The sequence below is a fragment of the Microbacterium sp. G2-16M genome, assembly GCF_055809115.1.
The window spans coordinates 1291864-1315160 of record NZ_CM147897.1 but is presented as its reverse complement, the minus strand read 5'-3'; the positions used below and the strand labels follow the sequence as shown (position 1 = coordinate 1315160).

The window sequence follows — 23297 nt, the reverse complement described above, 5'->3', positions numbered from 1 at the left end:
CTCAGCCCACGCGGTCGGCGAGCAGCGCGAGGCGCCGGTCGCCCACCCGGGTCAGGATCAGCGTCGCCGATCCGTCGCCGGACAGGGTGAGGCGGCGGCGGAAGACCGCCGGGTCGACGTCGACGCCGCGCTTCTTTATCTCCAGCGTGCCGATCCCGTGCGCCCGCAGCGCCGCGCTGATCGCCTTCGGCGTCGCGGCCAGGGTCTCGCGCACGCGGAACGACTGCACGAACGGGCTGGTCAGTGCCGCGTCGCCGGTGATGTACGCGATGCGCTCGTCCAGCATCCCGCCCTCCAGCTGCCGGGCGACGTCGCCGATCAGGCGGGCACGGATGACGGCCCCGTCCGGCTCGTGCACGAATGCGCCGAGCTCCCGCACCGGAGCGTCGTCGGCGTCCGCCGACGCGGTCAGCTCGTGGGTCTGCTCGCCGCGGAGAACGAGCGCTGAGCGGCGCACGCCGTCGCGGGCCAGGCGCCCGGTCCACACGACGAGTTCGACGACCGACCCGTCGGCGCTCACCCACTGGGTCTCGGCGGCCTCCGGCAGCCGGTCGCGGTCGTGACCCGGGCCCAGCTTGATGCCGGTCGGGATCCGCTCGGCGGTGGCGAACGCCCAGTCCAGGGACGGGGAGTAGTCCTCCGCCGCCACCCGGTGCGTCTCGCGGTGGCCGGCGGTGCGGCGGGCCGGGTCCAGCCAGAGCGCGTCCGCACCCTGGAGATCAGTGGCCTCGGCCTCCCCCTGCGCGACCGTGACCGCGGCGCCGAACGGCGCCAGGTTGTACGCGGCGATCGCCGCGGTGACCTCGTCGGCGTCCACCGCCTGCACGGTCACCCCGGCCGCCGCGAACGCCAGGGCGTCGCCGCCGATGCCGCAGCCCAGGTCGGCGACCCGTCCGATGCCGGCGGTCCGCAGCCGATGTGCGTGATGGGCGGCCACCGTGAGCCGGGTGGCCTGCTCCAGTCCGGCGCGGGTGAACAGCATCCGTGCGGCGAAGTCGCCGAACTTCGCGACGCCCTTGGCCCGCAGATGCGCCTGGCCGACCACCGCCGACACCAGGTCGGGGGAGTGCCCGGCCTTGCGCAGACGCGAGACCGCGCGGGCGGCATCCGCCGTCGAGGCCACCGGGCCGAGCTCGTCCAGCAGGCGCAGTCCCTCGGGCGTGAGCAGCGCCGTCAGCTCGGACATCTCCATCCCTCCAGGGTAAGGGGACGTCATCGGTTGGCACTCGCGTTGCGTGAGTGCCAACTGATGCCTAAACTGGGATCAGCACTCGACAGGTTGGAGTGCTAACGAGTCTTCAGTCTCAACTCGGTAGTTCACACACAGGAAGAGGTAGACCGTGTCGGTTTCCATCAAGCCACTCGAGGACCGCATCGTCATCAAGCAGGTCGAGGCCGAGCAGACCACCGCGAGCGGTCTGGTCATCCCCGACACCGCGAAGGAGAAGCCCCAGGAGGGCGAGGTCGTCGCCGTGGGTCCGGGTCGCATCGACGACAACGGCAACCGCGTTCCGCTCGACGTCGCCGTCGGGGATCGCGTGCTCTACAGCAAGTACGGCGGGACCGAGGTCAAGTTCGGCGCGGACGAGTTCCTCGTCCTGTCGGCGCGTGACGTGCTGGCGGTCGTCGTCCGCTAGTCGTGACACGACGAGGGCCCGGATGCTGCGGCATCCGGGCCCTCGTCATTTCCCGGTGCCGCGCGAGCCTAGGCTGGACCGGTGACACCGCAGCAGACCCGCCGGCAGCCGAACGGCGCCGTGCGCGGCGGTGTGTACGCGTTCTTCGCGTACCTGCTGTGGGGGCTGTTCCCGCTGTACTTCCTCGCGCTCCTGCCCTCCAGTCCGTGGGAGGTCGTGGCCTGGCGGGTGCTGCTGACCCTCGTCTTCTGCGCCCTCGCCCTCACCGTCACGCGCGGCTGGGGTCGGCTGGCGGCGGTCCTGCGGCAGCCGCGGGTGCTCGGCTGGACGGCGGCGGCCGGTGTCCTGATCTTCGTCAACTGGACGACCTACCTCGTCGCCACCCTCAGCGGTCACGTGATCGAGGCGAGCCTGGGCTACTTCATCAACCCGATCGTCACGGTGCTGCTGGGCGTGCTGGTGCTGCACGAGCGGCTGCGCCCGGCGCAGTGGGCGGCGATCGGCATCGCCCTGATCGCCGTCGTGGTGATCGTCGTCGGGTACGGCCAGGTGCCGTGGATCGCCCTGCTCCTGGCGTTCTCGTTCGGCACCTACGGGCTGGCCAAGAACCGGGTGGGCGGCTCGGTCGATGCGGTCACCGGACTCACCCTCGAGACCGCCTGGCTCACCCCGGTGGCCGCCGTGATGCTCGTCTGGGTCGGCGTGACCGGCGGGCTGACCATGGGCTCTGCCGGACCGGTGCATGCGGTGCTGCTGTCGCTGGCGGGGGTCGTGACGGCCGTTCCGCTGCTCTTCTTCGCCGCGGGTGCGCGCCGGGCGCCGCTGAGTCTGATCGGTCTGCTGCAGTTCCTCACGCCGATCCTGCAGTTCCTCACCGGCGCGTTCATCCTGCACGAGGACATGCCGCCCGAGCGCTGGGTCGGCTTCAGCCTGGTGTGGGTGGCACTGGTGGTGCTGTCGGTCGACTCGGTGCTGAACGCGCGTCGCCGACGCGGCGTGGCGGATGTCGCTGAGATCGCCTGAACGACGGATGTCGCGCCGCGATCGTTAACGCACTGATACGTCGGTTCCCGCCAAGCGAGCCCGGGTGCCAATAAGGTGAGAACACCCAGCGTGGCACGACCACGTTCAAGCAAAGGAGCACCATGAACGGAATGAAAGGCCTGCGCGGAGGCAAGGCGATCGCGGCGATCGCCCTTGCGGGCGCGGTCGCCGTCGTGATGGCCGGGTGCAGCGGCTCGCCCGCCAGCAACCCGAGTGACACGAGCGGCGGCAACAGCGGTCCGGCGACCGAGCTCACGCTCAAGCTCGGTTCACTGATGCCGGAGACTGGATCACTGGCCTTCCTCGGTCCTCCCCAGGAGGCAGGCGTCGGGCTCGCGGTGCAGGAGATCAACGACGCCAAGGCCGGCATCACGATCGACTACACAGCCGCCGACGAGGGCGACACCGACACGAAGGCCTACGAGACATCGATCTCGAAGCTGCGCAGCGCGGGGATCACCGCGATGGTCGGGGCTGCGGCATCCGGCGTCACCAAGCTCATCCTGGACGGGAACATCTCGGCGGGGATCCTGACGGTGTCGGCGTCGAACACGTCGCCCGACTTCACCGACTGGCCGAACAAGGACCACCTGTACTTCCGTACGGCTCCCAGCGACCTGCTGCAGGGCGAGGTGCTGGGCAACCTGCTCGCGCAGGACAAGAAGAAGTCGCTCGGCGTGATCTTCCAGAACGACGCCTACGGCAACGGTCTCTACCAGGCGATCAAGAAGACGTTCGAGGCGTCCGGCGGCCAGGTCGTCGCCAACGCGTCCTTCAACGTCGGCGACTCGCAGTTCGACGCCCAGGTGGCCACGATCAAGGCGGCCAATCCCGACTCGGTCGCGATCATCACGTTCGACCAGTTCAAGACCATCGGCCCGCTGCTGGTCAACGCCGGCATCCCGGCGAAGGACTTCTACATGGTCGACGGAAACCTGTCCGACTACGGGAGCTCGTTCCCGGTCTCGCTCGAGGGCGCGCAGGGCACCAAGCCCGGACCCGCCCTGGCCGACGACTTCACCCAGCGCCTGGACACGTACTGGACCGGCAAGGGCAACAAGAAGATCGCCGACTTCACCTACGCGGGTGAGGCCTACGACGCCGCGGTGCTGATGGCGCTGTCGGCGCTGGAGGCGAAGTCCACCGAGGGCGCGGCCATGGGCGCGAAGATGCAGGAGGTGTCCGGCGGCTCCGGCAACGGCACCGAGTGCACCTCGTTCGCCGACTGCGCGGACCTCATCAAGTCCGGGAAGGTGCCCGCGTACCACGGGTACTCCGGCATGAGCAAGTTCGATGACAAGAACGACCCGCAGGGCGCCGTCATCGGCATCTACAAGTACAACGCGAAGAACACGCCGGAGCGGACCAACTGATCCACCGGTGACGGATGAGGGCCCCGGACTCGCAGAGTCCGGGGCCCTCATCCGTGCGGGGATGCCGCAGCCTGACGCGGAGCCGGCTACGCCGCCTCGGTGCCCAGCGTGCCCAGGTACAGCCCGATCACCTTCGGGTCGTTCAGCAGTTCGCGTCCGGTGCCCTCGTAGGCATCCTTGCCCTGATCCAGCACGTAGCCGCGGTCGCAGATCTGCAGGCAGCGGCGCGCGTTCTGCTCGACCATGATCGTGGTGACCCCGGCCTTGTTGATGTCCGAGACGCGGATGAACGCGTCATCCTGCCGCACCGGCGACAGCCCCGCCGAGGGCTCGTCCAGCAGCAGCACCGACGGGTCCATCATCAGCGCCCGGCACATGGCGACCATCTGGCGCTCGCCGCCGGAGAGCGAGCCGGCACGCTGGTTCAGGCGGCCGCCGAGTTCGGCGAAGATGCCGGTGACGAACTCGAGCCGCTCGGCGTACGCCTTCGGATTCTGGAAGAGGCCCATCTGCAGGTTCTCGGCGATGGTCAGCGAGGGGAACACGTTGTTGGTCTGCGGGACGAACGCCACCCCGCGCGAGACCAGCCTGTCGGCTTTCAGCCCCACGATGCTCTCGCCGTGCAGCCGCACATCGCCGCCCCGGACCTGCACCATCCCGAAGATCGCCTTCAGCAGGGTCGACTTGCCGGCGCCGTTCGGGCCGATGATCCCGACCAGCTCTCCCTTCTGAGCGACCAGGCTCGCCCCGTGCAGGATGTCGACGCCGGGCAGATACCCGGCGGTGACGTCGTCCACCTCGACGACAGCTCCGCTCTCACTCACGCGTCACGCCCCTTCCCGTCGGTCCCGTCCTCGTCGACGGTCTCCCTCTGCACTTCCTGATCGATCTCCTCGAGCAGGTCGATCGCGGACGTGTTCAGCTCGCCCGAGATCCGGCCGGTGACCACGCCCAGGTCGACGTCCTGATGACTGCCGAGGTAGGCGTCGATGACCGCCTGCTCCTCCATCACCCTGTCGGGCGGTCCCTCGGCGACGACCCGACCCTCCGCCATGACGACGACCCAGTCGGCGATGTGGCGCACCATGTGCATGTCGTGCTCGACGAACAGCACGGTCATCCCGCGGTCCTTCAGATCCAGGATGTGCCCGAGCAGCGACTGGGTCAGGGCCGGGTTCACACCCGCCATCGGCTCGTCCAGGAGCACGAGCTGCGGATCGCTCATCAGCGCACGCGCCATCTCGAGCAGCTTGCGCTGCCCGCCGGAGAGCGACGCGGCGAAGTCCTTCTCCTTCTCATCGAGCTTGAAGCGCGCCAGCAGCTCACGCGCCTTCTGCTCGATCTCGCGCTCCTGGGCACGCCACAGGAACGGGAACAGGCTCTGCCAGAATCGCTCGCCGGTCTGGTCCCGCGCCCCCAGCTTCATGTTCTCCAGCACCGTGAGCAGGGAGAGCGATTTGGTCAGCTGGAACGTGCGCACCTGACCCATGCGGGCGACCTTGAACGAGGGCACCCCGGCGAGGTTCCTGCCCTCGTAGGACCATGCCCCGGCGTTCGGCCGGTCGAACCCGCACAGGAGGTTGAACAGCGTCGTCTTTCCGGCACCGTTCGGGCCGATGAGCGCGGTGATCGCGCCCCGCGGGATCTCGAGGTGGTCGACGTCCACGGCGACCAGACCCCCGAATGAGCGGGTGACGCCGTCGATCTTCAGGATCGGGTCGACCTTGGCGACACCCGGAACCGGCTCGCCCTGGGCGAGGCCGGTCGTCTTCGCACGATGGGTGCCGGGGGCCGGCGCAGAGGCACCGTCGGTCGGCTCTCCACTCGGCGTGCTGCCCGGCTCGCTGCCCGGCGTGCTGCTTGGCTCGCTATTTGACAAAGGTCATCTCCCTCTTGTCTCCGAGGATGCCCTGCGGGCGGAAGATCACGAGCAGCATCAGCGTGATGCCCACGAGGATGAACTGGATGACGCTGGCCTGGCTGGTCGACATGGGCAGCCAGCCTGCGGCAGCCAGCGCCGGGAGCAGGTTGTTCATGAAGGCGAGCACGACCCAGAAGAGCACCGCGCCGAGGGTCGGTCCGAAGACGGTCGCCGCCCCGCCCAGGAGCACGATCACCCAGAGGAAGAACGTCAGCGAGGTGGTGTAGCTGCCCGGGACCACGGCCGAGGGCAGGACGAACACGATGCCGCCGGCCGCGCCGATCACACCGCCGACCACGAGCGCCTGCATCTTGTAGGCGAAGACGTTCTTGCCCAGCGATCGGACGGCGTCTTCGTCCTCGCGGATTCCCTTCAGGACCCGTCCCCACGGGCTTCGCACGAGGGACCACACCAGCAGGAGCGAGACGGCCAGCAGCGCGAGACCGAACACCACGACCCAGAGCTGGGCGGCGGTGTACGTCCACGGGCCGAAGCCGTAGCGGCCCGGCGGGAACGGGTTGGCGCTGTTGAATCCGGCGTTGAAGTTGGCCAGTCCCTCGGCCGAGCCGGTCCACTTGTTGAACAGCTGCGTCGTGAACAGCAGACGGATGATCTCGGCGGACGCGATCGTCGCGATCGCGAGGTAGTCCACGCGCAGTCGCAGCGTCGGGATGCCGAGCAGCAGGCCGAACAGCGCCCCGGCGGCGAGACCGATGAGCATCCCCAGCCACCACGGCGCGCTGAAGGTGAGCACCGAGATGGCGTAGCCGTAGGCGCCGACGGCCATGAACGCGGCCATGCCGAAGTTCAGCAGGCCGCCGTACCCGAAGTGGACGGCAAGGCCGGTGGCCGCCAGCGCGTAGGCGATCGTCACCGGGCTGAGCAGGTAGCTCGCGGTGTTGCTGAAGATCTGTCCCCAGTCCATGTCAGCCGAGCCTTTCCTTGCGTCCGAGCAGTCCCTGTGGTCGCACCAGCAGGATCACGATCAGGACCACCATCGCGCTCGCGTACTTCAGGTCCGAGGGGATCCACAGGGTCGAGGTCTCCACGGCGATGCCGACGATGAGCGCCCCCACGAACGCGCCGAGCGCCGTGTTCAGACCGCCGAGGGTCATCGCGGTGAAGATCAGCAGGAGCATCTGCACTCCCATGTCCCACTTCACCCCGGGGCGGTAGTACGCCCACAGCACGCCGGACACGGCGGCGAGCAGGCCCGCCACCGACCAGACGATGCGGATGACGCGGTCCACGTTGATCCCGGAGGCGGCGGCCAGCTGCGGGTTGTCCGAGATCGCCCGTGTCGCCTTGCCGATCCTCGTGCGGGTGAGGAAGAACGCCACACCCAGCGTCGCCACCAGGCTGACCGCCATGCTCGCGATGTCGATGTAGGACAGCGAGATCGGTCCGAGCTGGAGCGGCTTGGGGCTCGACCCGGGAAGCTGCAGGGTGCCGCCGCCGATGATGAACTCGAAGGCGTACCGCAGCGCCAAGGACAGGCCGATGCTGATGATCATCAGCTGCACCGTGCCCAGCCCCTTGCGGCGCAGCGGTTTCCACAGCCCGGCATCCATCCCCCAGCCGAGCCCGGCACCGGCCACCACCGTGACGACCAGGGCGAGCCACAGGGGCAGATGCCACCAGGTGGAGGCGATCAGCGCGATCACCCCGCCCCAGGTCACCATCTCGGCGTGCGCGAAGTTCGTCAGCCGCGTGGTGCCGAAGATGAGCGCCGCGCCCATCGAGGCGAGCGAGAGCAGCAGCCCGAAGTTGACGCCGCTGACCAGCCGGGTCAGCAGCTGCGAGGCGAACGACTGCGTGACCCGCTCGCCCTGCCCGAGGAACAGGTTGACGTACGCGGTGTTCGTCAGCCCGAACGTGACCTCGCGAGAGGCGGACTCGCCCTTCACGATCACGCCCTCGGGCAGCGTCGCCTCGTCGACGGTGAGGGTATAGGTGGCCTTCTTGGGCACGTACAGCTTCCACGATCCCTCGGCGTCGGTCTTCGTCTTCGCCGAGAAGCCGTTGCCCTCGATCGAGACGACCACCCCTGCCAGGGGCTTGTCCTTGTACGAGATGAAGCCGGCGAAGAAGAAGTCGGTCTTCGGCGCGTTCTCGTCGGCGGGCCGCGGCAGTCCCGCGGCTGCGCCGTGAGCGAGCGCGACGGTGGGGGCGTGCGCGGCGGCGGGCGCGGTGGCCGGGTGGTCGGCGGCGGATGCCGCGGCCGCCGGCTGCACGAGGAGGAAGAGCGCGGCCGCTGCCACGCTCAGCAGCGCGACGCGCCACTTTCCGGGTCGGCGCGGCGCCGTCGTCCTGAGTCTCACGCATCCTCCACACTGAGTCGATCGCGGCGCCGTCGGGTATCGTCGCCGCCTCGCGTGCGGTTCGAGCGTAACGTGCCGCGCGCCGGTTGTCCCGCGGATGCGCGAGATCGATCGATCTTCGCAACGCGGCGGCCCGCGGCATCCGTCTGGATGGCACGTCAGGCGCCCGGCAGCGGGAATGCACGGGTGCTCCACGCGATTACAATCAGTATCGGTGGAGGGCCGCCTCTTCCACGCCGAGGACGCCCGCCGCCGCCAGCGCGCCCCGCGGGGCGAGAGGAGAATCAATGGATCAGCCCGACCCCTTCGGTTTCGTCGGCCTCACGTACGACGACGTCCTGCTGCTGCCCGGCCACACGGACGTCATCCCGAGCGAGGCGGACACCTCCTCGCGCGTGACCCGGCGGATCACGGTGGCGACGCCGCTGATCTCGGCGGCGATGGACACCGTCACCGAAGCGCGGATGGCGATCGCGATCGCGCGCGAGGGCGGGCTCGGCATCCTGCATCGCAACATGTCGATCGAAGACCAGGCGGGCATGGTCGACCAGGTCAAGCGCAGCGAGTCGGGGATGATCACGAACCCGATCACCACCACTGAAGATGCCACCATCGAAGAGGTCGACGCGCTGTGCGCGCAGTACCGCATCTCGGGGCTGCCGGTCGTGGATCCGGACGGGCGCCTGGTCGGCATCATCACCAACCGCGACATGCGGTTCGTATCGGGCTTCGAGCGGCAGACCACCAAGGTCCGCGACGTGATGACCACCAAGGGCCTGATCACCGGACCGGTCGGCATCAGCGCCGGCGAGGTGATCGCGACGTTCGCCGAGCACCGGGTGGAGAAGCTTCCGCTGCTCGACGAGGACGGCAGGCTTGCCGGCCTGATCACGATCAAGGACTTCGACAAGAGCGAGAAGTACCCGCTGGCGACCAAGGACGAGCAGGGCCGGCTGCGGGTCGGTGCGGCGATCGGCTTCTTCGGCGACGCCTGGCAGCGCGCCGAGGCGCTGCGCGACGCGGGCGTGGACGTCCTGGTGGTCGACACCGCGAACGGGCAGTCGGCGGGCGTGATCGAGATCATCTCGCGTCTGAAGGGCGACCCGTCGTTCGCCGGCATCGACGTCATCGGCGGCAATGTGGCCACCCGCGAGGGCGCGCAGGCGCTCATCGACGCCGGGGTGGATGCCGTCAAGGTCGGCGTGGGCCCGGGCTCGATCTGCACCACCCGCATCGTCGCCGGTGTGGGCGTGCCGCAGGTGACCGCGGTGTACGAGGCGTCCCTCGCCGCGCGCGAGGCGGGCGTGCCCGTCATCGCCGACGGAGGACTGCAGTACTCCGGCGATCTCGCGAAGGCGCTCGTGGCCGGGGCGGACGCCGTGATGATCGGATCGCTGTTCGCCGGCACCGACGAGTCGCCCGGCGAGATCGTGTTCCAGGGCGGCAAGCAGTTCAAGCAGTACCGTGGAATGGGTTCGCTCGGGGCGCTGCAGACGCGCGGCAAGAAGACTTCGTACTCGAAGGACCGCTACTTCCAGGCGGACGTGCCCAGCGACGACAAGCTCATCCCCGAGGGGATCGAGGGCCAGGTCGCGTACCGCGGCCCGCTGGGCGCGGTCGCCTACCAGCTGATCGGCGGACTGCGCCAGTCGATGTTCTACGTCGGCGCGCGCACCGTCGACGAGCTCAAGCAGCGTGGAAAATTCGTCCGGATCACCGCCGCCGGCCTCAAAGAGTCGCACCCCCACGACGTCCAGATCGTGGTCGAGGCGCCCAACTACAAGAAGTAGGGCACCCGGGCCGGGGCATCCGCCTCGATGACGGCCGAGGCTGACGGCGCCGGACGCGCGCCGGCGGGAGCATCCCAGACTTCGGAGGATCGGGCCAACCTCGGATGATCCGCGCGGAATCCTCCGACATCCGCGCGATCATCCGAACCCCGTGAGGGGCGTCACGCCGCACGGTGGAGCCCCGCCGCGACGGCGCGCCGGATCGTCCGCTCGACCGCCGGCCAGTCGTGCACGATCTGGGCGTAGCTGAAGCGCAGCACGGTGTAGCCGCGCAGGCGCAGCTCGGCGTCGTGCGCGATGTCGTGGGTGCGCTGCGCGCTCGAGGAGTGGAACTCATACCCGTCGATCTGCACGACCAGGCGTTCGCCGATGACCAGATCGACGAAGCGGCCGGCGAGCCGGACCTGCTGACGGACCTGCAGTCCCCAGCGCCGCAGTGGCGCGACCACCAGCGTCTCCAGCCCCGAGTCGGACAGACCGACCACGGCGTCGGCGAGCTGCCGTGCCGCCGACGTGGTCCACGACAGCGAGCGCAGGTAGTTCGGGGCCAGGGATTCGATGCGCGCCGCGGACTCCCACACCACGAGCGCGAGGTCGTGCGGCAGGCAGACTGCCACGTGCGCGAGGGCGTCTTCGACGGTCGCCGACAGCGTGCGGCCGGGCAGCGGCGCGACGGGCTTCGCCCAGTGCAGCACGCCGATCCAGTCCTCGCCGAGCCGGGCGGAACCCGCCCGCGGGTGGAGATGCAGATGGATGCCGCTGCCCACGTCCTCCGGCATCCACCACTTCCTGCGCCCAGCGAGGGTGATGCACGAGACCCTTCCGCCCGCCCGTGCCGCCGTGACGAGCTGCGGGTCCGCGCCGGGGAGTGCGATCCATACGCGCCTGATCGCCTCGGCGCAGCCCGTCCGCACGAATGCCCGCAGCAGGGCGAGCGGGAATCCGGCACGCAGGAGGTCGTCACGATGCGCGATGCCGTCGCGCGCGAGGAGCCAATCGGTGAGTTGGTCGAGAGTCCGTCTCATCCTCGCAGTCTCGAACCTTCGCGGCATCCGCGGGGAAGCGGCATCCATTTCGGTGGACGGTTCCACTGCGACGGCGCCTGGGGAGGAGGGGCCGGACCCGTTCCCAGGGTTCGGAGGATGGCACCGAGCTCGGATGATTCCCGGGCATACGTCCGAGCTTGGCGTGATCCTCCGAACCCTGTGAGGGGATGCTGCGGGCCGGGGTCATGCGCGGGCGGCGGGTCGCGGGCGGGTGGGATGCCTCGCGTGGGTGGTGGATGCCTCGCGTAGGGTGGAGGAGTGAGCATGGAGATCGAGCTCGGTCGCGCCAAGCGCGCCCGCCGGGCGTACACGTTCGATGACATCGCCGTGGTGCCCTCGCGTCGCACGCGCAACCCCGAGGATGTCTCCACGGGCTGGTCGATCGACGCCTACCAGTTCGACATCCCGGTGATCGGCGCGCCGATGGACTCGGTGGTCAGCCCCCAGACGGCGATCATGCTCGGTCAGCTCGGCGGGCTCGGCGTGCTCGACCTGGAAGGCCTGTGGACCCGGTACGACGACCCCGAGCCGCTGCTCGTCGAGATCGCCGCCCTCGCCGACGGCGACGCCACCCGGCGGATGCAGGAGATCTACTCCGCGCCGATCAAGCCGGCGCTGGTCCGCGACCGGATCGCCCAGATCCGCGAGGCCGGCGTCACCGTGGCCGGTTCGCTCACCCCGCAGCGCACCCAGGAGCTCTACGAGACCGTCGTGGCCGCGGGCGTGGACCTGTTCGTGATCCGGGGGACGACGGTGTCGGCCGAGCACGTCTCGTCGGTGGCCGAGCCGCTGAACCTGAAGAAGTTCATCTACGACCTGGACGTGCCGGTCATCGTCGGCGGCGCCGCCACGTACACCGCGGCGCTGCACCTCATGCGCACCGGCGCGGCGGGCGTCCTCGTGGGGTTCGGCGGGGGAGCGGCATCCACCACCCGGGCCACCCTCGGCATCCACGCACCGATGGCGACCGCGGTCGCTGACGTCGCCGGCGCACGCCGCGACTACATGGACGAGTCCGGCGGCCGATACGTGCACGTGATCGCCGACGGCGGCGTGGGCACCTCGGGCGAGCTGGTGAAGGCGCTCGCGATGGGCGCGGACGCCGTCATGCTCGGCGTCGCGCTGGCGCGGGCCACGGATGCCCCGGGCCGCGGGTTCCACTGGGGCGCCGAGGCGCACCACACCCAGCTGCCGCGCGGACGCCGCGTGCCGGTGAGCCGGGTCGCCTCGCTCGAAGAGGTGCTGTACGGACCGGCCCCGGTCGCCGACGGCACCGCCAACCTCGTGGGTGCGCTGCGCAAGTCCATGGCCACCACCGGGTACTCCGACCTGAAGGAGTTCCAGCGCGTCGAGGTCGTCGTGGCCCCGTACGGGGTGGAATGAGCGAGACCCGTCCCGGGACGGACGACCTCCCCGAGGTCTTCCCGCCCACGCTGCGCGAAGTCCTGCTGCGCCCGCGGTGGCTCGCGATGCTCGCCCTGTGCCTGATCGTGGCGGGCGTGTTCGCCTGGCTCGGGCAGTGGCAGCTGGGCCGGGCGCTGGACACCGTCCCCGTCGACAGCGGCCAGACCGAGCGGGTCGTCCCGCTCACCGACGTCGTGCAGCCGGGCGAGTACCTGAACGCCCCGCTGGTTGGGCAGAAGGCGACGACGGACGGACACTTCGTGGCCGACGACTTCCTCATCGTGTCGCGCCGGATGAACGGCGACGCGGAGGGGTTCTGGGTCACCGGGCAGTTCCGGGTGGATGCCGCAGCCCCCACCTCGCTCGCGGTCGCGCTGGGCTGGGCGCCCACCCGGCAGCAGGCGCAGGATGCCGCGGCCGCCCTGAACGCCGAGGCCGGGCAGGCCACCTCGGTCACCGGGCGGGTCGTCTCGGACGAGGGTCCGCAGGTGCCGCCGCGCGACGATCCGCTGGCGATGACCACCATGTCGCCGGCGGCCCTGCTCAGCCGCTGGCACGACATCGCCGGGCTGGACATGTACCGTCCCTACCTGATCTCGGACGCCGCCCCCGACGGCCTGGTCACGATCGCAGCGCCCGCCCCGGAGGGGCAGAGCGGGCTGAACTGGCTGAACCTCTTCTACGCCGCCGAATGGGCGGTCTTCGCCGGCTTCGCGTTCTACCTCTGGTACCGGCTGGCCCGGGATGCCTGGGAGAAGGAAGTGGAAGAGCTGGAGGAGAACTCGCCCGGATAGGATGGGGGCATGCCCCTCGCCCCGAAACTGGCGTCCTTCCCTGCCATTCGTGGCGCCCTGAAGCTCTACCAGATCTGCTCTGTCATCACCGGCACGTTCCTGCTGCTGCTGGTCGCCGAGATGGTGATGAAATACGGCTTCGGCCAGGAGCTGTTCCTGGGCGGCACCGGCGGGTTCCTGTACCTGTCCCCGGTCAGCTACGACGGCCAGTCCACCGGCGACGGCCTCAACCTGAACATGACGATCCTCGTGATCCACGGCTGGTTCTACGTCGTCTACCTGTTCAGCTGCTTCCGGGTGTGGAGTCTGATGCGCTGGCAGTTCTGGCGGTTCATCATGCTGGCCGCCGGTGGCGTGGTCCCCTTCCTGTCGTTCATCATGGAGGGGATCGTCGCCCGCGACGTGAAGCACTACCTGTCCGAGCGTGAAGCCGCAGCATCCGATGCCGGCGCCCCCGCCACCGAAGGAGCCCGGTGACCGAACAGACTGAGACCTCGCAGCGGCCGGTCCTCGTCGTCGATTTCGGAGCGCAGTACGCGCAGCTGATCGCGCGGCGCGTGCGCGAGGCGGGCGTGTACAGCGAGATCGTCCCGCACACCGCCACCGCCGCCGAGATCGCGGCGAAGAACCCGGTCGCGCTGATCCTGTCCGGCGGACCGTCGTCGGTGTACGAAGACGGCGCCCCGCAGCTCGACCCGGACGTGTTCGACCTCGGCGTGCCGACGCTGGGCATCTGCTACGGCTTCCAGATGATGGCGCGCGCGCTGGGCGGCGAGGTCGCCAACACCGGACTGCGCGAGTACGGCGCCACCGACGCGCGGATCGTCGGCGACGGCGGCGTGCTCCTGGGCGGTCAGCCCGTCGACCAGAACGTGTGGATGAGCCACGGCGACCAGGTGGCGCAGGCGCCGGCCGGCTTCACCGTGCTGGCCTCCACGCCTGCCACCCAGGTGGCCGCGTTCGGCGACGACGAGAAGTGCTTCTACGGGGTCCAGTGGCATCCCGAGGTGCGGCATTCGGCCCACGGCCAGCAGGTGCTGGAGAACTTCCTGCACAAGGCCGCGGGCCTGGCCGCCGACTGGAACAGCGGCAATGTGATCGCCGAGCAGGTGGAGCGCATCCGCGCGCAGGTCGGCGACGCCCGGGTGATCTCGGCGCTGTCCGGCGGCGTCGACTCGGCGGTCTCGACGGCGCTCGTGCACGAGGCGATCGGCGACCAGCTGACCGCCGTGTTCGTGGACCACGGTCTGCTGCGCAAGGGCGAACGCGAGCAGGTGGAGCAGGACTACGTCGCCTCCACCGGGGTGCGGCTGATCACCGTGGATGCCGCGGACACGTTCCTCGAGCAGCTGGCCGGCGTCACCGATCCCGAGCAGAAGCGCAAGGTCATCGGGCGCGAGTTCATCCGCGCGTTCGAGAAGGTGCAGCGCGACCTCGTCGAGGAGGCGCGGGCCGAGGGCGGCGCTCCGATCCGGTTCCTCGTCCAGGGCACGCTGTACCCGGATGTCGTGGAGTCCGGCGGCGGCACCGGCACGGCGAACATCAAGAGCCATCACAACGTCGGCGGGCTGCCGGAGGATCTCGACTTCGAGCTCATCGAGCCGCTGCGCACGCTGTTCAAGGATGAGGTGCGCGAGATCGGCCGCGAGCTCGGCATCCCCGAGGGGATCGTCGGCCGTCAGCCGTTCCCCGGTCCGGGACTGGGCATCCGCATCATCGGCGAGGTCACCCGCGACCGCCTGGAGATCCTGCGCGACGCCGACGCGATCGCCCGTGAAGAGCTGAGCAAAGCCGGGCTGGACGGCGAGATCTGGCAGTGCCCGGTCGTGCTGCTGGCCGATGTGCGCTCGGTCGGGGTGCAGGGCGACGGCCGCACCTACGGGCACCCCGTCGTGCTGCGTCCGGTCTCGAGTGAGGACGCGATGACCGCGGACTGGACGCGGCTGCCGTACGACGTGCTGTCGAAGATCTCCAACCGGATCACCAACGAGGTGCGCGAGATCAACCGGGTGGTTCTGGATGTCACCAGCAAGCCCCCGGGCACCATCGAATGGGAGTAGCGCGATGAGCGCGACATTCCCGGACGCGGACTACCTGGTCCTGTCCAGCCGGCTCATCCCCGACATGGACGGCGGCTACACGCTGGCCACGCTCGCCCGGGCGCGGCAGATGGCCGAGGCCGGCGTGCACGGGGGAGACGGTCCGCTCCTGCTGACGGTCGATCCCGGCACCACCGAAGAGCACGCCCGGCACCGCCGCGTCTTCGACGAGCGCGCGCTGATCACCTCGCCGGCGCGCATGCGCAACCTGTTCGACGAGGCATCCGACCCCGTCGGCGGCGCGGCGCGATGGCTGCGGGACGCCGCGCACACCGGCGAGCCGGACCCGGCCCTGGAGTACCGCGTCATCGAGGACCCACGCGGCCGGCCCGCGGTCGCGCTGCCGGTCATCTCCGGCGATCCGGACTGGCATGTCAGCACGGCGGCGGTCGTCGTGTACGCCGCCGACGGGTCGATCGCCGGCGCCCTGGACGGGTTCGGCGCGCTGTACCGGGCCTGGCTCGACCACCTCGTGCAGGGGCTGCGCGCGGGGCACGTCGGGCGTCCGGTCGTCGTGCTGTGCGAGTCGCGTCAGCTCGGCGAGCTGCTGGCCGGCTGGGATGACGAGGGCGTGCGGCTCGTGCACGCGATCCACACGATCCACCTCGAACCGCCGTACCGTCCGGATGCTCCGGTCAACGCGCTCTGGTCGCGCTGGTTCGGCCTCGCCGAGCGGTTCGACGCCGTGCTGTGGCTGACCGCCGAGCAGCGCGCCGATGCGCGCGCACGGTTCGGGCTGGACGGGGTGCACGTGGTGGTGCCGCACGGGGTGGCCGCCGCGGCATCCGTCGTCCCGCCGGCCGAGCGGGATGCCGGCCGGGTCGTCATGCTGAACCGGCTCGCGCCGGGCAAGCGCATCGACCAGGCGATCCGGGCGTTCGCCGGCGTCGTCGCGGTGGTGCCCGAGGCGCGCCTGGACATCTACGGCGAGGGCCCGCAGCGGGCGGCGCTGCAGGACCTCATCACCGAGCTCCACCTCTGCGCGCACGTCGCGCTCCGGGGGAGCACGGACGATCCCGGCCGGGTGCTGGACGAGGCATCCGCCCTCGTGTTCACCTCGGCGTTCGAGGGGCAGGGGCTCGCCGTGGTCGAGGCGCTCGCGCACGGCTGCCCGGTCGTGTCGTACGACGTGCGGTACGGGCCGCGGGATGCGCTCGCCGACGGCGGCGGCATCCTGGTGGCCGACGGCGACGAGGACGGCCTGACCCGCGCGCTGGTGCAGGTGCTGGACGACCCCGACCTGCGCGTGCGGCTGTCGCGCGAGGCGGTGCAGGCGGCGCGGCGGGTCGATCCGGAGCACGTGATGGATGCCCTGGCCGCCGCCGTGCGGGACGTGCTGGCGGCCCCGTCGCGCCGCGTCTGACCTCACACCTGTCGCAACGGCAGGCTGAATGTGCCCCCGCTGCCTGTGGCGGCGGGGAAGAGGTCGATCGGGCCTGCCGTTGCGACGCCGCCAGCCGGCCACCCCGGCCCGCGGCCCCGCCGCCCCCGCCGAGCCTGCCGCCCCGGCCCGCCAAGCCCCGGCCCGCCGCGCTGCCGGGCCTGCCGCCCCGGCCCGCCGCCCCGCCAAGCCCCGGCCCGTCGCCCCGCCGAGTCTGCCGCCCCGGCCCGCCGGCCCGCCAAGCCCCGGCCCGCCAAGCCGCGGCCCGCCGAGCCCCGGCTCCGCCGCCGGCGGATCCGCACCCAGCGGATACCGGCCCGCACCGCGGGATCGGACGCCAACCTGGAGCCATGACACAAGACACGAAGCACCCGGCCTTCGGCGACACGGCCCGCCGTGAGCTGTACCAGCAGCGGGTGCTGGTCCTGGACGGGCCGCTCGACGACGACAACGGCACCCTGCTGGCGACCCAGCTGCTCGCGCTGGCGGCCGAGGATGCCGCATCCGACATCGCCCTGTGGATCCACTCGCCGGGCGGGTCGGTGCCGGCGATGCTGGCGATCCGCGACGTCATGCGGCTGATCCCGAACGACGTCGCCACCCTGGTGCTCGGGATGGCCGCCAGCGCCGGTCAGTTCCTGCTCTCGGCCGGCACCCCCGGCAAGCGGCGGGCGCTGCCGCACGCGCGGGTGCTGATGCACCAGGGCTCGTCCGGCATCGGCGGGTCGGCCGTCGAGGTCGAGGCGCAGGCCGACGATCTGCGACACCTGCGCGACACCGTGCTCGGACTGATCGCCGCCGACACCGGGCAGAGCCCGGAGCGCGTGTTCGAGGATTCGCTGCACGACCGCTGGTACACGGCGGAGCAGGCCCAGGTGTACGGCTTCATCGACGGCATCGTGCGCGAATTCGGCGATGTGGTCCCCCGCCGTCGCCGACCGGTGGGCATCAGCACCGAGGGAGCGGCGGCATGAGCGGGTACACCATCCCGAACGTGATCGCGCAGAACCCGCGCGGCGACCGGATCATGGATGTCTATTCGCACCTGCTCAGCGAGCGGGTGGTCTACCTCGGCACCGCGATCGACGCGGGCGTGGCGAACGTGCTGATCGCGCAGCTGCTCCATCTGGACGCCGAGAGCCCCGAGCGCGACATCCAGCTCTACATCAACAGTGAAGGCGGCGATCCGTCGGCGATGCTGGCGGTGTACGACACCATGCAGCACATCCGGCCGGACGTGGCGACGACGTGCATCGGGCAGGCGGTCGGCGTCGGCGCGGTCATGCTTGCGGCCGGCACGGCCGGCAAGCGCGCCGTGCTGCCGCATGCGCGGGTCGTGCTGCACCAGCCGGCCGGGCAGGGCACCGGGGCGATCCCCGACCTGATCGTGCAGGCCGACGAGCTGGTGCGCGTGCGCGGCGACGTCGAGCAGATCCTCGCCGCGCACACCGGCCAGGACGCCGCGCGCCTGCGCGCCGACACCGACCGCGACCGGTTCTTCACGGCGGCGGATGCTGTGGCCTACGGCCTCGCGGATCGGGTGCTCGCCTCGGCTCGATGAGCCCGTCCCGGGCCCCGCGGGGCCCGGGACGGGGCGCGGCGGCTCAGCCGGCCGCCGCGCGCACGGCGTCGACGGCGGCCTGCGGCGAGCCGTGCCACGGTGTGCCGTGACCGGGGAGCACCCACTCCGCGTCCAGCCCCGCGATCCGGTCGAGCGACGCGAGCGCCTGCGCCGGGTCGTCGGTGAACGGAGCCGGGGCGGCGCCGGCCCGGCCGGTGAGCACGTTGCGGGTGGTGAGGGCGTCGCCGACGAAGACCGCCCGCGCCACGGGCGAGTACACGGCGATGCTGCCGGGGGAGTGCCCGGGCATGCCGATCAGCTGCGGCGCTCCGGGCAGGTCGAGGGTGTCGCCGTCGTGCACCTCGACCAGGTCGGTGAGCCAGGTCGTGCGCATGCCGCCCTTGCGGATGCTGTAGCCCAGAAAGCCGAGGACCGCGCCGAACCGCATCGCGCCCCAGGCGGTCTTGGGCTTGTCGCCGCCGCGGGCGCGATCGGCGTCGGCGGCGTGCACGTAGACCGGGACGCCGGCCTCGCGCCGCAGCCGCTCGGCGAACCCCAGATGATCGGAGTCGCCGTGCGTGGCGATCAGCCCCCGGATGTCGGCGAGCGAACGGCCCATGTCGCGCAGCTCGTCCTGCAGGTCGCGCCAGTGCCCGGCCAGGCCGGCGTCGATGACGGTGATGCCGTCGTCGGTGACGATCAGATAGGCGGCGACGATGTCGTTGCCGATCCGGCGAAGGTGGGGTCCGAGCTCCATGGGGGTGCCTCCCGGGCGTGTGGGGCGGGTGGGGTGGGTGTATTGGGGTGGGTGCTGTGGGACGAGCGGCCGCGGTCAGCGGCCGGCCCACGGGTCGTAGTCGGCCAGCAGCGGCCCCTGCTCGAGGCGCTCTGCCTCGGGAACGTGCTGCAGGTTGATGCGCACGCGGTACCACTGCGAGCTCGAGCCGCGCATCCCGTCGACGAGCACGTCGGCGGGGTGCAGCATCCCCGCCACCGCCGGATGCTCGGTCTTCCACTGCTCCAGCGCGTCCTCGGCCTCGTGCTTGGTCTTGGTCCGGGCGATCTCGATCAGCGGCATGGTCGAGGCGCGGCGCCCGGTCTTGTTCTTCCCGCGCGGTGCCCGCTCGGCCGGTCCGAGCTCGTCCGCGAGCCGCAGCAGCGACTCCAGCGAGCCCGGGGCGTCGTCGATCCCGGCATGCGGGTCGCCCTGGTCGGCGAAGCGCTGCGACACGGTGCGGACCGTGAACTCCTCGGGGCGCCGGGCCCGCACCTCGTCCCACGCCAGCGGCGTCGAGACCCGTGCATCCGGCAGCGGGCGCACCGAGTACGCGGATGCCACGGTCCGGTCCTTCGCGTTCTGGTTGAAGTCGACGAACACGCTCTCGCCGCGCTCCTCCTTCCACCACCGCGCGGTGGCGAGCCCGGGCGCGCGCGATTCCACGTCGCGGGCGAACGTCTCGGCGGCCAGCCGCACGGCGCGGAAGTCCCACTCCGGCCGGATCCGCACCAGGATGTGGATGCCGCGCGATCCGCTGGTCTTCGGCCAGCCCACCAGTCCGTGGTCGGCCAGCGCCTCGCGCGCGATGAGGGCCACATCCACGATCTGGCCCCACTCCACGCCGGGCATCGGATCGAGGTCGACGCGCAGCTCGTCAGGATGCTCGAGGTCGCCCGCGCGCACCGCGTGCGGGTTGAGGTCGAGGCAGCCCAGGTTCGCCAGCCAGGCCAGGCCCGCGGCATCCCGGATCACGGCCTCTTCGGCGGAGGTCCCCGACGCATAGTGCAGCGTCGCGGTGTCGATGTAGTCGGGGTGATTCTCGGGCACGCGCTTCTGGAAGAACGGCTCGGCGTCGATGCCCTTCACGAAGCGCTTGAGCACGAGCGGGCGGTCTCCGGCGCCCCGCAGCGCACCCTCCGCCACCGAGAGGTAGTACTGCACCAGGTCGAGCTTGGTCAGCCCCGGCTCGGGGAAGACGACCTTGTCGGGGTGCGAGACGCGCACGTCGTGGCCGTCGATCTGCAGGTGCGCGTCGTCGGAGCTCTTCGCCTGTCGGGCGCTCATGTCCGCCACGTTAGCGGGCGAGGGATGCCGCAGCCAGCCCTACGCAGCGTTCACCACCGCGCCGGAAGAGACCGGGCGCAGCCCCTCGGCGACCGCGGAGGCCAGGTCGAGCAGAGTGAGATCCAGCGCTCCGGCGACCGCGGCCAGCATCTCGCTGGAGGGCTCCTTCAGCCCGCGCTCGATCTCGGACAGGTACTGCATCGAGACGCCCGAGCGGCCGGCGGTGTCGGCGAGGCGCTCGCCGCGCTCCTGCCGGGTGCGGCGCAGGACATCGCCCACGGCCTCGCGCCACAGCGGGTCGAGCTGGCGCTCCCGCGGGCGGTGGTGTGCGGGCGCGGGGTGCAGCGGGACGATCTCTGCCATGCGCTCACGATACGGCCACGGGTGCGTCGGCGTCCGGCCGTTCCGCTGACAGCGGACCCGGTCCGGAGCGGGCGCGGGGGTCCGAGTGCTCGCGGGGGACGGCGGGCGGGAGCCCGGGATTCGGCGCGTGTCATCGCCGAGACCGGGGATCCTCCGCGTGGTATCGCCGAGACCGGGGATTCTCCGCGAAACCCAGTGGCGCGTCCTCGGTTTCGCGGGAGATCCCCGGTCTCGGCGTCGTGCGCGGGCGAACGCGGGAGGCCTGAGTGCTCGCGGGGGACGGCGCGGGCGGGCGGGCGACAGTGCCCGCGGGACGGCGCTTGTGGGATGACGGTGCGACCGCTACTGTGACGACGGTCGTGATCGATCGAGGAGGTGAGTCCCCGTGAACAGTTCAGCCCAGAGGGGCGCTCTTCCTCGCCTGCGCGACGAGGCGACGATCTAGACGTCGCGGAGGAGTGCCCCGAGACATCCTCTCGGAAGGCACCATCATGCACCTGAATTTCATCGCGGAGACCTCGTCGGATGGCGTGGTCGACCGCAGTTTCACCGTCGGAGACGTTCCCGGCGTCCTGTGGTCGCCGGAACGACCCGTGGCCGGAGCACCACTTCTGCTCATGGGTCACAGCGGCGGCCTGCACAAGCGGCACCCCGGCCTCGTCGCTCGCGCACGGAGCGCCGTCGTGCGCGACGGGTTCCACGTCGCGGCGATCGACTTTCCCGGTCACGGCGATCGTCCCCGGTCGCGCGCGGATCAGCAGTGGGTCGATGCGCTGCTGCACGCGCGTGAGAACGGCGAGCCGTTCGAGCCGATCATCGGCCCCTTCAACGCCTCGCTCGCCGAGCGCGCGGTGCCGGAGTGGCAGCAGACGATCGACGCCCTGCAGACGCTCCCCGAGATCGGCGGCGCGGCGCCGGTCGGGTATTCCGGCATGACGACGGCGACCGCGATCGGCATCCCGCTCGTCGTCGCCGAGCCGCGCATCCGAGCGGCGATCTTCGGGGGAGTGTTCGTGTACGACGCGCTCATCGAGGCGGCGCGACGGGTGACGATCCCGATCGAGTTCCTTCTGCCGTGGGACGACCCCGAGATCGACCGCGGCCCGGGTCTGGCACTGTTCGACGCGTTCGGGTCGGAGGACAAGACGCTGCATGCCTTTCCGGGCTCGCATTTCCGCGTGCCGATGGAGCGGATCGATACCCGGTTCTTCGCCCGCCACCTCGACGTGCCGGCCCGCTCCTCGGCCGAGTCGCGCTGAGCGGCGCCGCCTGATCGCCGAGACCGGGGATCCTCCGTGAAACCGAGCGGTATGTCCCCGGTGTCACGAGAGATCCCCGGTTTCGGCGTCGTGGCGGCCGGCAGGGCGGGCGGACGCGGCATCCGGGGGACGACGAAGGGGACCGCCCGGCGGGCGGTCCCCTTCAGAACGAGCAGGGTCAGTTGCTGCGCGCGATGGCGATGATCCGCAGGATCTCGATGTAGAGCCAGACGACGGTGACCATGATGCCGAAGCCGCCGAGCCAGCCGTACTTGCGGGGAGCGCGGTTGCGCACGCCCTGCTGGATGAAGTCGAAGTCCTGCACGAGCGAGTACGCCGCCATGATGACCACGAACACGCCGATGATCAGGCCGAGCGGGATGCCGAACACCTGCATGCTGAAGATCCCGAAAGCGCCCGCAGAGCCGGCCGGGAACGCGCCGAACATCATCATGATGACGTTGATCACCGAGAAGACGAGGTAGCCGAGCATCGCGATCATCCAGATCTTGGTCGCCCGCTTGGACGCCCGGATCTTGCCGCTCGCGAACAGCGCCAGCGTCACGCCCACGACCGCCAGGGTCGCCAGGGTCGCCTGCAGCACGATCCCGGGCCAGATGAACTCGAAGAACATCGAGATCGCCCCGACGAACAGACCCTCGAAGGCCGCGTAGGCGAAGATCAGCGCGGGGCGGACCGTCTTGGAGAACGAGACGATCATCGCGAGGATGAACCCGCCGGCCATGCCGACGATCCACGGCACCATCGTCGGGCCGGAGGTCGCGGTGACCGTCGATGCCGACCAGATCCAGCCGGCGACGGCGCCGACGACCAGGACGGCGAACAGGGCGAGAGTCTTCAGGACGGTGTCCTCGACGCTCATCCGGTCGGTCTCGATGGCGCTCGCCGACGGGCCGGCGAACTGGCCCTCCAGCTGCGCGTTGACCGCGGCGGTCTGCGCCTGCTGCGTGAACGCGGCGCTCTGCGTCTGGCCGCCGATGTTCGCGGCCTGCGGGCCGCCCGGATAGCTCTTGACAGCGCTCCTGTCCTGGAACGCGGGGTTGTTGAAGGCGGGGTTTGCCGAAGGCATGCTCGCACTCTCCAGAAGTCTGTGTCAGGGTCACAGCACGTTGCTGTCCTTCCACGATAGTCGGCACCCCCGCGCCGCGCGCCCCCTCGGCCTGTGATTCCCCTTTGAGAGGCCGCAGTCCCGCCGGGTGAACACCCCGCGATTACGCTGAA

22 protein-coding genes are annotated in these 23297 nt (G+C 70.7%); 12 read left to right on the top strand and 10 right to left on the bottom strand.

What is annotated here, in order from left to right:
• Position 1 precedes the first annotated feature (1 nt).
• Positions 2-1192, bottom strand: coding sequence for a class I SAM-dependent methyltransferase (locus AC0L6F_RS06300; RefSeq protein WP_473539587.1), 1191 nt, complete (start codon positions 1190-1192; stop codon positions 2-4).
• Positions 1193-1340: 148 nt separating this feature from the next.
• Between AC0L6F_RS06300 and groES the strand changes: the two genes are divergently transcribed.
• The 3 genes from groES to AC0L6F_RS06285 all read left to right on the top strand — a co-directional run bounded on the left by groES (position 1341) and on the right by AC0L6F_RS06285 (position 4054).
• The gene (gene groES, locus AC0L6F_RS06295; protein WP_017203655.1) at positions 1341-1637 is read left to right on the top strand and encodes a co-chaperone GroES; all 297 of its coding nucleotides are present in this window, start codon (positions 1341-1343) and stop codon (positions 1635-1637) included.
• 81 nt (positions 1638-1718) lie between these two features.
• Positions 1719-2660 (top strand): EamA family transporter RarD, encoded by a 942-nt coding sequence (rarD, locus tag AC0L6F_RS06290; RefSeq protein WP_473539586.1) that lies wholly within the window; start codon positions 1719-1721, stop codon positions 2658-2660.
• Positions 2661-2782: 122 nt separating this feature from the next.
• Complete coding sequence (locus tag AC0L6F_RS06285) at positions 2783-4054, top strand: ABC transporter substrate-binding protein (protein ID WP_274637662.1); 1272 nt, start codon at positions 2783-2785, stop codon at positions 4052-4054.
• Between the two features lie 86 nt (positions 4055-4140).
• Here AC0L6F_RS06285 and AC0L6F_RS06280 read toward each other — a convergent pair whose 3' ends face one another.
• From AC0L6F_RS06280 to AC0L6F_RS06265, 4 genes are all read right to left on the bottom strand, one after another.
• Positions 4141-4878: an ABC transporter ATP-binding protein gene (locus AC0L6F_RS06280; protein ID WP_473539585.1), complete on the bottom strand. Its 738-nt coding sequence runs from the start codon at positions 4876-4878 to the stop codon at positions 4141-4143.
• Positions 4875-5768: an ABC transporter ATP-binding protein gene (locus tag AC0L6F_RS06275; protein ID WP_259613197.1), complete on the bottom strand. Its 894-nt coding sequence runs from the start codon at positions 5766-5768 to the stop codon at positions 4875-4877. The genes AC0L6F_RS06280 and AC0L6F_RS06275 overlap by 4 nt, the downstream gene beginning before the upstream one ends.
• Positions 5769-5922: 154 nt before the next feature.
• Entirely contained in the window at positions 5923-6900 is a 978-nt protein-coding gene (locus AC0L6F_RS06270) for a branched-chain amino acid ABC transporter permease (protein ID WP_274637664.1), read from the bottom strand.
• A gap of 1 nt (position 6901) precedes the next feature.
• The gene (locus AC0L6F_RS06265; RefSeq protein ID WP_473539971.1) at positions 6902-8107 is read right to left on the bottom strand and encodes an ABC transporter permease subunit; all 1206 of its coding nucleotides are present in this window, start codon (positions 8105-8107) and stop codon (positions 6902-6904) included.
• 476 nt (positions 8108-8583) lie between these two features.
• Between AC0L6F_RS06265 and guaB the strand changes: the two genes are divergently transcribed.
• Complete coding sequence (gene guaB / locus AC0L6F_RS06260) at positions 8584-10086, top strand: IMP dehydrogenase (protein WP_274637666.1); 1503 nt, start codon at positions 8584-8586, stop codon at positions 10084-10086.
• 161 nt (positions 10087-10247) lie between these two features.
• Here the strand turns inward: guaB and AC0L6F_RS06255 are convergent, their stop codons facing one another.
• Positions 10248-11111, bottom strand: coding sequence for an endonuclease domain-containing protein (locus AC0L6F_RS06255; RefSeq protein WP_274637667.1), 864 nt, complete (start codon positions 11109-11111; stop codon positions 10248-10250).
• A 285-nt stretch (positions 11112-11396) separates the two neighbouring features.
• On the opposite strand from AC0L6F_RS06255, the gene AC0L6F_RS06250 reads away from it, so the two are divergent.
• The 7 genes from AC0L6F_RS06250 to AC0L6F_RS06220 all read left to right on the top strand — a co-directional run bounded on the left by AC0L6F_RS06250 (position 11397) and on the right by AC0L6F_RS06220 (position 18371).
• On the top strand, positions 11397-12515 hold the full coding sequence (locus tag AC0L6F_RS06250) for a GuaB3 family IMP dehydrogenase-related protein (protein WP_274638532.1): 1119 nt from the start codon (positions 11397-11399) through the stop codon (positions 12513-12515).
• Entirely contained in the window at positions 12512-13330 is an 819-nt protein-coding gene (locus tag AC0L6F_RS06245; protein WP_473539584.1) for an SURF1 family protein, read from the top strand. The genes AC0L6F_RS06250 and AC0L6F_RS06245 overlap by 4 nt, the downstream gene beginning before the upstream one ends.
• Positions 13331-13339: 9 nt before the next feature.
• Positions 13340-13807 carry a DUF3817 domain-containing protein gene (locus AC0L6F_RS06240; protein ID WP_274637669.1) on the top strand — a complete coding sequence of 156 codons (468 nt, stop codon included), beginning with the start codon at positions 13340-13342 and terminating at the stop codon, positions 13805-13807.
• Positions 13804-15390: a glutamine-hydrolyzing GMP synthase gene (guaA, locus tag AC0L6F_RS06235; protein ID WP_473539583.1), complete on the top strand. Its 1587-nt coding sequence runs from the start codon at positions 13804-13806 to the stop codon at positions 15388-15390. Before AC0L6F_RS06240 ends, guaA begins: the two co-directional genes overlap by 4 nt.
• Before the next feature lie 4 nt (positions 15391-15394).
• Positions 15395-16792, top strand: coding sequence for a glycosyltransferase (locus AC0L6F_RS06230; RefSeq protein ID WP_473539582.1), 1398 nt, complete (start codon positions 15395-15397; stop codon positions 16790-16792).
• A 368-nt stretch (positions 16793-17160) separates the two neighbouring features.
• Positions 17161-17784: a ClpP family protease gene (locus tag AC0L6F_RS06225; protein WP_473539581.1), complete on the top strand. Its 624-nt coding sequence runs from the start codon at positions 17161-17163 to the stop codon at positions 17782-17784.
• Positions 17781-18371 carry a ClpP family protease gene (locus tag AC0L6F_RS06220; RefSeq protein ID WP_259612499.1) on the top strand — a complete coding sequence of 197 codons (591 nt, stop codon included), beginning with the start codon at positions 17781-17783 and terminating at the stop codon, positions 18369-18371. Before AC0L6F_RS06225 ends, AC0L6F_RS06220 begins: the two co-directional genes overlap by 4 nt.
• A 43-nt stretch (positions 18372-18414) precedes the next feature.
• Here the strand turns inward: AC0L6F_RS06220 and AC0L6F_RS06215 are convergent, their stop codons facing one another.
• The 3 genes from AC0L6F_RS06215 to AC0L6F_RS06205 form a co-directional block, all read right to left on the bottom strand.
• Complete coding sequence (locus tag AC0L6F_RS06215) at positions 18415-19128, bottom strand: MBL fold metallo-hydrolase (RefSeq protein ID WP_473539580.1); 714 nt, start codon at positions 19126-19128, stop codon at positions 18415-18417.
• Positions 19129-19203: 75 nt separating this feature from the next.
• Positions 19204-20433, bottom strand: coding sequence for a non-homologous end-joining DNA ligase (gene ligD, locus AC0L6F_RS06210; protein WP_473539578.1), 1230 nt, complete (start codon positions 20431-20433; stop codon positions 19204-19206).
• Between the two features lie 39 nt (positions 20434-20472).
• Positions 20473-20796 (bottom strand): helix-turn-helix domain-containing protein, encoded by a 324-nt coding sequence (locus AC0L6F_RS06205; protein WP_259612498.1) that lies wholly within the window; start codon positions 20794-20796, stop codon positions 20473-20475.
• Between the two features lie 491 nt (positions 20797-21287).
• Between AC0L6F_RS06205 and AC0L6F_RS06200 the strand changes: the two genes are divergently transcribed.
• Complete coding sequence (locus tag AC0L6F_RS06200) at positions 21288-22055, top strand: alpha/beta fold hydrolase (protein WP_473539577.1); 768 nt, start codon at positions 21288-21290, stop codon at positions 22053-22055.
• A gap of 178 nt (positions 22056-22233) precedes the next feature.
• On the opposite strand, the gene AC0L6F_RS06195 is transcribed toward AC0L6F_RS06200, so the two are convergent.
• Positions 22234-23145: a Bax inhibitor-1/YccA family protein gene (locus AC0L6F_RS06195; RefSeq protein ID WP_473539576.1), complete on the bottom strand. Its 912-nt coding sequence runs from the start codon at positions 23143-23145 to the stop codon at positions 22234-22236.
• Between the last annotated feature and the right edge of the window lie 152 nt (positions 23146-23297).

Bases quoted from the DNA above. Each gene is read 5' to 3' on its own strand.
- AC0L6F_RS06300 (WP_473539587.1), bottom strand. From the start codon at position 1,192: ATGGAGATGTCCGAGCTGACGGCGCTGCTCACGCCCGAGGGACTGCGC.
- AC0L6F_RS06285 (WP_274637662.1), top strand. From the start codon at position 2,783: ATGAACGGAATGAAAGGCCTGCGCGGAGGCAAGGCGATCGCGGCGATC.
- AC0L6F_RS06270 (WP_274637664.1), bottom strand. From the start codon at position 6,900: ATGGACTGGGGACAGATCTTCAGCAACACCGCGAGCTACCTGCTCAGC.
- guaB (WP_274637666.1), top strand. From the start codon at position 8,584: ATGGATCAGCCCGACCCCTTCGGTTTCGTCGGCCTCACGTACGACGAC.
- AC0L6F_RS06255 (WP_274637667.1), bottom strand. From the start codon at position 11,111: ATGAGACGGACTCTCGACCAACTCACCGATTGGCTCCTCGCGCGCGAC.
- AC0L6F_RS06250 (WP_274638532.1), top strand. From the start codon at position 11,397: ATGGAGATCGAGCTCGGTCGCGCCAAGCGCGCCCGCCGGGCGTACACG.
- AC0L6F_RS06245 (WP_473539584.1), top strand. From the start codon at position 12,512: ATGAGCGAGACCCGTCCCGGGACGGACGACCTCCCCGAGGTCTTCCCG.
- AC0L6F_RS06240 (WP_274637669.1), top strand. From the start codon at position 13,340: ATGCCCCTCGCCCCGAAACTGGCGTCCTTCCCTGCCATTCGTGGCGCC.
- AC0L6F_RS06230 (WP_473539582.1), top strand. From the start codon at position 15,395: ATGAGCGCGACATTCCCGGACGCGGACTACCTGGTCCTGTCCAGCCGG.
- AC0L6F_RS06225 (WP_473539581.1), top strand. From the start codon at position 17,161: ATGACACAAGACACGAAGCACCCGGCCTTCGGCGACACGGCCCGCCGT.
- AC0L6F_RS06220 (WP_259612499.1), top strand. From the start codon at position 17,781: ATGAGCGGGTACACCATCCCGAACGTGATCGCGCAGAACCCGCGCGGC.
- AC0L6F_RS06215 (WP_473539580.1), bottom strand. From the start codon at position 19,128: ATGGAGCTCGGACCCCACCTTCGCCGGATCGGCAACGACATCGTCGCC.
- ligD (WP_473539578.1), bottom strand. From the start codon at position 20,433: ATGAGCGCCCGACAGGCGAAGAGCTCCGACGACGCGCACCTGCAGATC.
- AC0L6F_RS06205 (WP_259612498.1), bottom strand. From the start codon at position 20,796: ATGGCAGAGATCGTCCCGCTGCACCCCGCGCCCGCACACCACCGCCCG.
- AC0L6F_RS06200 (WP_473539577.1), top strand. From the start codon at position 21,288: ATGCACCTGAATTTCATCGCGGAGACCTCGTCGGATGGCGTGGTCGAC.
- AC0L6F_RS06195 (WP_473539576.1), bottom strand. From the start codon at position 23,145: ATGCCTTCGGCAAACCCCGCCTTCAACAACCCCGCGTTCCAGGACAGG.